This is a genomic window from Collinsella sp. AM34-10 (assembly GCF_003469185.1).
In the GTDB taxonomy this organism is placed as follows: Bacteria; Actinomycetota; Coriobacteriia; order Coriobacteriales; family Coriobacteriaceae; genus Collinsella.
The window spans coordinates 129,777-137,296 of the sequence record NZ_QSIL01000007.1 but is presented as its reverse complement, the minus strand read 5'-3'; the positions used below and the strand labels follow the sequence as shown (position 1 = coordinate 137,296).

General features: G+C 58.8%; 5 protein-coding genes and 1 pseudogene. 2 read left to right on the top strand and 4 right to left on the bottom strand.

What is annotated here, in order from left to right; translation table 11 throughout:
- Positions 1 to 142: 142 nt before the first annotated feature.
- The 3 genes and pseudogenes from tnpA to DW823_RS07935 form a co-directional block, all read right to left on the bottom strand.
- A pseudogene (gene tnpA / locus DW823_RS07945) lies at positions 143 to 602 on the bottom strand (IS200/IS605 family transposase).
- 214 nt (positions 603 to 816) lie between these two features.
- Positions 817 to 1,155, bottom strand: coding sequence for a PTS lactose/cellobiose transporter subunit IIA (locus tag DW823_RS07940; protein ID WP_006234827.1), 339 nt, complete (start codon positions 1,153 to 1,155; stop codon positions 817 to 819).
- 214 nt (positions 1,156 to 1,369) lie between these two features.
- Positions 1,370 to 2,374 (bottom strand): LacI family DNA-binding transcriptional regulator, encoded by a 1,005-nt coding sequence (locus DW823_RS07935; protein WP_118081592.1) that lies wholly within the window; start codon positions 2,372 to 2,374, stop codon positions 1,370 to 1,372.
- A gap of 357 nt (positions 2,375 to 2,731) precedes the next feature.
- Here DW823_RS07935 and DW823_RS07930 point away from each other — a divergent pair, with 357 nt between their 5' ends.
- Both DW823_RS07930 and lacG read left to right on the top strand, forming a co-directional pair.
- The gene (locus DW823_RS07930) at positions 2,732 to 4,507 is read left to right on the top strand and encodes a PTS lactose transporter subunit IIBC (protein WP_118081590.1); all 1,776 of its coding nucleotides are present in this window, start codon (positions 2,732 to 2,734) and stop codon (positions 4,505 to 4,507) included.
- A 66-nt stretch (positions 4,508 to 4,573) separates the two neighbouring features.
- The gene (gene lacG / locus DW823_RS07925) at positions 4,574 to 6,013 is read left to right on the top strand and encodes a 6-phospho-beta-galactosidase (protein WP_022094685.1); all 1,440 of its coding nucleotides are present in this window, start codon (positions 4,574 to 4,576) and stop codon (positions 6,011 to 6,013) included.
- Positions 6,014 to 6,447: 434 nt separating this feature from the next.
- Here lacG and DW823_RS07920 read toward each other — a convergent pair whose 3' ends face one another.
- A complete protein-coding gene (locus tag DW823_RS07920) occupies positions 6,448 to 7,449 on the bottom strand; it encodes a LacI family DNA-binding transcriptional regulator (RefSeq protein ID WP_147350676.1) in 1,002 nt (333 codons plus the stop codon).
- Positions 7,450 to 7,520: the final 71 nt, after the last annotated feature.

Here is a 7,520-nt window from a genome sequence, read left to right as displayed (position 1 = left end):
AAATCAGAACCACCCTTAAAAAGGGTGGTTTGCTCTTAGGGTATAACCCACGGGCCCCGGGCTCGCGTCTAAAGGCGCGGGCCCGGACTTCGTCCAGGCCTAGTGCATCTTGACCCGTGGCGCGCCGGTCGAACCGGCGGGATCACCCCCTCTTGAAGGGGTCCTCGTACTCCTTCACGCTCAGCTTGTCCAGCGCGATGTCGTGGGACTCCTGCTCCCTGATGTACTTGGCGATCGTCGCCTCGTTCAGGCCGACGGTGGACACGTAGTAGCCCTCCGCCCAGAACTTCCTGTTGCCGAACTTGTACTTGAGGTTGGCGTGCCTGTCGAATATCATCAGCGAGCTCTTCCCCCTTCAGGTAGCCCATGACGCTCGCGACGCTGTACTTCGGCGGGATCGCCAGCAGCACGTGCACGTGGTCGGGCATCAGGTGCCCCTCGATTATCTCGATCCCCTTGTACTCGCACAGCTTCCTGAGGATCTCCCCTATGTCGCTCCTGATTTGGTTGTAGATCACTTTGCGCCTATACTTCGGCGTGAACACGATGTGGTACTTGCACATCCACTTCGTGTGGGAAAGGCTGTAGGCCTTCTGGGCCATGGCGACCACCCCTTCGACTCGAATTCTTGACGGCCTGAACAATCGTCAATATCGGTCGGAGGGGTGGCTTTGTAAAGCCGTTTGTCTCCACCCGCGTAGCGGGTGGTTCAAAGCTGGCCGCTGCGCGGCCAGCAGACTAAAGTCTTGAAAAGAAAAAGCCCTGTCGCGAGTTTGCGGCAGAGCTTTTGGAAGGGGACTTGGTTGTGCGGGCTCGTTAGGCGAGCTTGGCCTCGAGCTCGGCGATGCGCTTGTAGGCATCGATGGTAAAGCGGGTCTGCTTCTCCAGAATCATAGTGGTCATGAGAGTGTCCTGAGCGTGAGCCATGATGAAGGTCATCTCCATCTCGCCGCCGCCGGCCTCCTGCGAAAGCAGCTTGGTCTGCGTGTCGTGGGCACCGATGAGCGCATCGCTGGCATCCTTGTGCAGCTGCTCGGCCTTCTCAAAATCACCCTCGCGAGCAGCATCGAGCGCTGCAAGCAGATCGGTCTGGGCGTCACCTGCGTATGCGACAATCTCGAATCCAACCATCGAGATTTCTTCTTTGGTTGCCATATTGCGTTCCTTTCACATATGAACCAACGGAGAGCATCGCGTCCGGGCATACGCGCTGCGCTGTGTATGACAGAAACAATAACATTCAAACAAAAAGGAACAATGCAAACCGTTATTTCGAGCCGTGAACGGTCTTTTTTCGCCCGTGAACGGTTTCCAAACCATTTCGAACAATATCAAACATGATTAGCGTAAACCCAAACAGGACCGCACCCTAACGCAAATCGCGCACCGTATCGCCCTCTACGAGCACGCCGGGGATCAGCATGTGCTCCACGCCAGACGCAACCTCCTCGGCACCGGCGATCTTATCGACTGCCCACATGCCGACACGTTTGTTGTCAAAGCGCACGGTGGCCAGGCGACGATCGGGCACGATGTCACCCAGACTGTCATCTACACCCACCACGCTCACATCCTCGGGCACGTGCTTTCCGCGCGACTCGAGTCCGCGAATGCAGCCGTAGGCCATGGCGTCGTTGGAAGCATAAATGGCCGTACAGGTCGGATCGTCCGCCAGAGCCTGACCGGCAGCATACCCGCTCTGTGCCGTCCAATCGCCACGAACGAGTCGCGGTGGCTCAATGCCATGCGCGCGCAATGTCTCGCGCCACCCCTCCTCGCGCTGCATGCCCGAAAGCGAGCGCTCGGGACACGAGATAAAGTGCACGGTCTTGTGTCCCTGCCCCAGCAAGTACTCGACAACCTGGCGTGAGCAATCGAGCTGATCGTTATCGACCGTCGAGCACAGTGGGTGCTCCAGCATGGTAACGAGCACCGTCTGCATACCGGGCAGCGGCTCAAAGGTGCCAAAGTCCGCCGGCATGCGGTTCATGATCACAACCATGCCGTCTACCGGCAGCGCGCTCATGCGCGACGATGCGCTCTCGAGGGTATACGGATGCCCGTCTACTTTAGTGAGGGTGATGGCATAGCCATGTTTGTCGGCCGCGGCGGCAAAGCCCTCCATACGGTCGAGGTTGCCAGTACCGGTAATGTTGAACATGGCGACGCCGACGGTCTTAAACTTGCCACGGCGCAGCGATCGACCGGCAAAATTGGGGCGATACCCCAGCTCGCGCATGGCGGCACGCACCCGCTCCTTGGTCTCGGGGCGCACGCTGGGCGAATCGTGCACGGTGCGCGAGACCGTCTGCTCCGAGACGCCCGCGAGGCGCGCTACGTCTTTGACGGATACCGATTTTTTAACAGCGGCCATAGGTCGATCTTTCCGTGTCAACGATGCCATTGACGGCATCCTGCGCAGTCATATTAAACGCCTTCAAGTATATCCAACGCCGCCCCTGCAATACGCTCACCACCCAAAACCTACCGTTCACCGACATTTCTGCTTCCCCGAACGGCTTTTGTCGCCCAAATGTTAACGTTGCCATTGTGCAAACACAGAGCCACCGGGCGGCTCAAACGTTTACGCGCAAGGAATCGACGGTTCGCAGGCACAGGGACCATCGGTTCGCGTCTTATTTTGTGTCACAAAATGGCAACGTCAACATTTTGGCAACCGAACGCCAAAAGCTACCATCGTTGTTAACCCACCGACTCTTAGGAGCATTGCATGGAGCAACTTATCGCCATCATCGAAAAGGGCCAGCCCTTTTTCAACGCGATCGCCCGCAACAAGTACCTCAAGGCGATTCGCGACGGCTTTATCTCCGTCATCCCCATCATCATCTTCTCGTCCATCTTCTGCCTGGTAGCCTCGGTCCCCAACATCTGGGGTTTCTACTGGCCCGATGACATCAACAACGCCCTGTGGAAGTGCTACAACTACTCCATGGGTATCCTGGCCATCGCCTGCGCTGCCACCACAGCCAAGCACTTCGCCGACGCTCAGAACCGCGATCTGCCCAAGAACAACCAGATCAACTTCATCTCGTGCATGTGCGCGGCCATCATCGGCTTCTTGCTCCTTTCGAGCGACACGATCGCCACGGACGCTGCCAGCGGCTTCAACACCACCTACCTTGGTTCCAAAGGCCTGCTGACCGCCTTTATCGCTGCGTTTGTGACCGGCATCATCTACAAGTTCTTCATTAAGCGCAACATCACCGTCAAGATGCCCGAGCAGGTTCCGCCCAACATCTCGCAGACCTTTAAGGACATCATCCCCTTCTCCGTCTGCATCACCGTCTTTTGGGTCTTTGACATCGTCTTCCGCGCTGCCTTTGGCTTCTGCTTTGCCCAGGGCGTCATCCAGGTGTTCCAGCCCCTGTTCACCGCTGCCGACGGCTATATCGGTCTCGCTGTGATCTACGGCGCCATGAGCCTGTTCTGGTTCGTCGGCGTCCACGGTCCCTCGATCGTCGAGCCCGCCATCGCCGCCGCCCTCGTTGCCAACATGACCGACAACCTGGCTGCGTTCCAGGCCGGCCAGCACGCTTCCGCTGTCCTGACCCAGGGTGCCCAGTACTTCGTCGTCTGCATGGGCGGCACCGGCGCCACGCTTGTCCTGGTCTTTATGTTCTGCTTCCTGGCCAAGTCCCAGGAGATGCGCGCCGTCGGTAAGGCCGCCATCGTTCCCGTCTGCTTCGCTGTCAACGAGCCGCTGCTGTTCGCCGCGCCCATCGTGCTCAACCCCGTCTTCTTTGTCCCGTTTGTCTTTGCCCCGATCGCCAACATCTGGATCCTCAAGATCTTTATCGACTTCTTGGGCATGAACGGCTTTATGTACACCCTGCCCTGGACCGTCCCCGGCCCCATCGGCACCATCATGGGCCTGGGCTTCCAGCCGCTCGCCTTTGTGATGCTCGCCCTTATCCTGGTTGTCGACTTTGCCCTGTACTACCCGTTCTTCCGTGCCTATGACGCCCAGAAGTGCACCGAGGAGGCCGAGATCTCCCAGGAGGAGCTCGCCGCCAAGAACGCTGAGAAGGCCGCCAAGCTCAACGACGCCTTCCAGGGCAAGGCTGACGCCAAGAGCGTTGCCGCCGGCGCTGCTGCCGAGGCCGTGAAGGCCGACGCCCCCGCCGCTTCCGCAGCGCCCGCCACCGAGGCTGCGACCGCCAGCGACCTCAACGGCAGGCGCGTGCTCGTACTCTGCCAGGGCGGCGGTACCTCGGGCCTGCTCGCCAACGCGCTGGCCAAGGCTGCCAGGGAGCGCGGTATTAACCTCGAGACCGCTGCCGAGGCCTATGGCAACCACGTTGACATGCTCCCCGACTTTGACCTGGTCGTCCTGGCCCCGCAGGCCGCAAGCTACCTGGCCGACCTTCAGAAGGACTGCGAGCGCGTGGGCAACAAGTGCGTCGCCTGCCGTGGCAAGCAGTACATCGAGCTTTCCCAGAACGGCGACAAGTCTCTCGCCTTCGTAAGCGAGCAACTCTCGAAGTAAGTAACGCTCAGGGCCAGCCGACCATCCAAGACCGGCTGGCCCTTCAATTTAGACGATTGGATCATCATGTCCGTTAACCCTGCTAGCGTCACTAACCCGCCTGCGCAGTTTCCCGAGGACTTTGTCTTTGGCGGCGCCACTGCTGCCTACCAGGTAGAGGGCGAGACCCGCACTCACGGTAAGGGCAAAGTTGCCTGGGACGACTTCCTGGAGGCCCAGGGGCGCTTTTCCCCCGATCCCGCTTCGGACTTCTACAACCAGTACCCCGTCGACCTGGAACTGTGCGAGGAGTTTGGCATCAACGGCATCCGCCTCTCCATCGCTTGGAGCCGCATCTTCCCCAACGGCACCGGCGAGATCAACCCCGAGGGCGTCCAGTTCTACCACGACCTTTTCGCCGAGTGCCACAAGCACCACGTCGAGCCGTTTGTCACGCTGCATCACTTCGATACGCCGCTGCCCCTCTTTGAGAAGGGCGACTTCCTCAACCGCGAGACCATCGACGCCTTTGTGGACTTTGCCACCTTCTGCTTTAAGGAGTACGCCGACCAGGTGACCTACTGGTTCACCTTTAACGAGATCTGGGCCGACGCCTCCAACACCTACATCGAGGGCACCTTCCCCGGTGGCGTCAAGGCACATCTGGCCGAGGCTTTCCAGTGCGAGCACAACATGATGCTCGCCCATGCCAAGGCAGTACTGGCCTTCCACAACGGCGGTTTTAAGGGCAAGATCGGCGTCATTCAGTCGCTGGAGTTTAAGTATCCGCTCAACGAGAACGACCCCGCCGACATCAAAGCCGCCAACAACGAGCACGTGCTGCAAAACCAGTTCTTGCTCGACGCCACCTTCCGCGGCGACTACGCGCCCGACACCCTCGAGTGCGCCAACCGCCTGGCCGCCGTCTCGGGCGGTACCATCGAGATCCTAGACGAGGATCTGGAAATCATGCGCGAGGCCGCCCTCTACAACGACTACCTGGGCGTTAACAACTACCAGTGCCGCTTCTTGAAGGCTTACGATGGCGAGAACGACCTGCACCACAACGGTACGGGCGAGAAGGGCACCGGCCGCTGGCGCGTCAAGGGCATTGGCGAGCACGTGAACAAGCCCGGCATCCCCACCACCGACTGGGACTGGATCATCTATCCCGAGGGTCTGTTCGATCTGCTCGTCTACATTAAACAGCGCTACCCCAACTACAAGCAGATCTTCATCACCGAAAACGGCATGGGCTACAAGGACCCCTACAAGGACGGTTTTGTGGACGACCAGCCGCGCATTGACTACATCGAGCAGCACCTACGCTGGTTGCTCAAGGCCATGGAGGTGGGCGTCAACGTGGGCGGCTACTTCCTGTGGAGCCTGCAGGATCAGTTCTCCTGGACCAATGGCTACAACAAGCGTTACGGCTTCTTCTACGTTGACTTTGAAACCCAGAAGCGCACGCCCAAGGCAAGCGCCTACTGGTATAAGCACGTAGCGCAGACCCGTCGTCTGGACTAGCGGCTTGCGACCAGCGGAATTGCCCCGCTCACATAACCTGTCCCCATTTCTCAGCCGGGGGCGGCACGTCACACGACGCGCCGCCCCCGGCCTTTTTTGGGCAGACCGTACCGCACGTTTGTCTCAATCTGTAACATCTAGCTGAGTTTTTCGCTCCAAGCTGTTACAGATCGAGACAAACAGAACGCCCGAGCAGAAAATCTCAATCTGTAACATCTAGCCGAGTTTTTGGTCCCTAGCTGTTACAAATCAAGACAGACCGGGGAGGCCGCGCCGAATTGTCTAAATCTGTAACACTAGAACCGGTTTTGGACGTCTAGTTGTTACAGATTGAGATAAACGCACAGGACAATCCTCTCAATCTCAATCTGTAACATCTAGTCGAGTATTTCGGCCCTAACTGTTACAGGTTGAGATGAACGAGCCGAGCACGCCTACGCCCGCAAATCCCGCACGCTCGCACGCTCGACCAACACGCCCGAGACGAGCGTACGGCTTCTGGAGCTCGGGGCTTCCAGACCTGCGACGACCTCGTTAAGCGCACGGATGCCCAGCTCGCGGTGGCGAAACTTCACCGACGTCAGAATCGAGTTGGGAATCGTCTTGTAGAGCTCATCGTCGAAGCCGATCACGGACACGTCGTCGGGCACACTGAGCCCTTTGTCACGTAGAGCCATCATCACGCCGTTTGCCATGCAGTCGTTAGCAGCGAGGACCGCCGTGCAATCGGGCTTATCGGCAAGCACAAGGCCCGCGGCATAGCCACTATCCGCATTCCAATCGCCTTGCAGAGGCTCGGGCGGCTCAATGCCACGCGCCTCGAGTGCCGCACGCCAACCTTTCATACGACACTGGCTCGACAGCGCCTCTTTCTTACCAGAGACGAAGTATACGTTCTTGTGCCCACGATTTAAGAAGTACTCGCACGCCATGCGCGCACCACCCTCTTGATCGTCACTAACGGTAGAGCAGGTAGGATGCTCCATCGGCGTGATAATCACCGTCTTGAGGTCCTTCGGTGCCTCAAAGGTATCAAAGTCATCGACCATCTGACGCAGGTTGAAGATCATGCCATCAACAGGCAGCTGCGACATCCTACGCGCCGCTTCGGCAAGGGTCATCTTCTCCCCCGCCCGCTTCTTAATCATTGTGAGCGCAAAGCCGCGTTCTTCGGCGGCATCGGCGATGCCGTCAATCATGTCCACGGCACCGCCCGACAAGTGAAACAGCACCACGCCGATGCATCCGTAACGGCCCAACTTGAGCGAACGCGCGGCAAAGTTGGTTCGAAACCCGAGCGCCTCCATGGCCGAATGGACCTTATCGCGTGTCGACTCGCGCACGCTATCGGGCTCGTTGATCACGCGCGACACCGTCTTGAGAGAAACGCCCGCGGCAATCGCCACATCGTTCATCGAGACGTTTTTCTTGTCCATCGTTGCCACTGCTTCTCCACTCGGTTCTCTATCGCTTGTTTTTTGTGTTCTAGCATACACTACCTGCCCGA

Excerpts from the sequence above, each read along its gene's own strand:
- DW823_RS07940 (WP_006234827.1), bottom strand. The coding sequence starts at position 1,155 with ATGGCAACCAAAGAAGAAATCTCGATGGTTGGATTCGAGATTGTCGCA.
- lacG (WP_022094685.1), top strand. The coding sequence starts at position 4,574 with ATGTCCGTTAACCCTGCTAGCGTCACTAACCCGCCTGCGCAGTTTCCC.
- DW823_RS07920 (WP_147350676.1), bottom strand. The coding sequence starts at position 7,449 with ATGGACAAGAAAAACGTCTCGATGAACGATGTGGCGATTGCCGCGGGC.
- DW823_RS07935 (WP_118081592.1), bottom strand. The coding sequence starts at position 2,374 with ATGGCCGCTGTTAAAAAATCGGTATCCGTCAAAGACGTAGCGCGCCTC.
- DW823_RS07930 (WP_118081590.1), top strand. The coding sequence starts at position 2,732 with ATGGAGCAACTTATCGCCATCATCGAAAAGGGCCAGCCCTTTTTCAAC.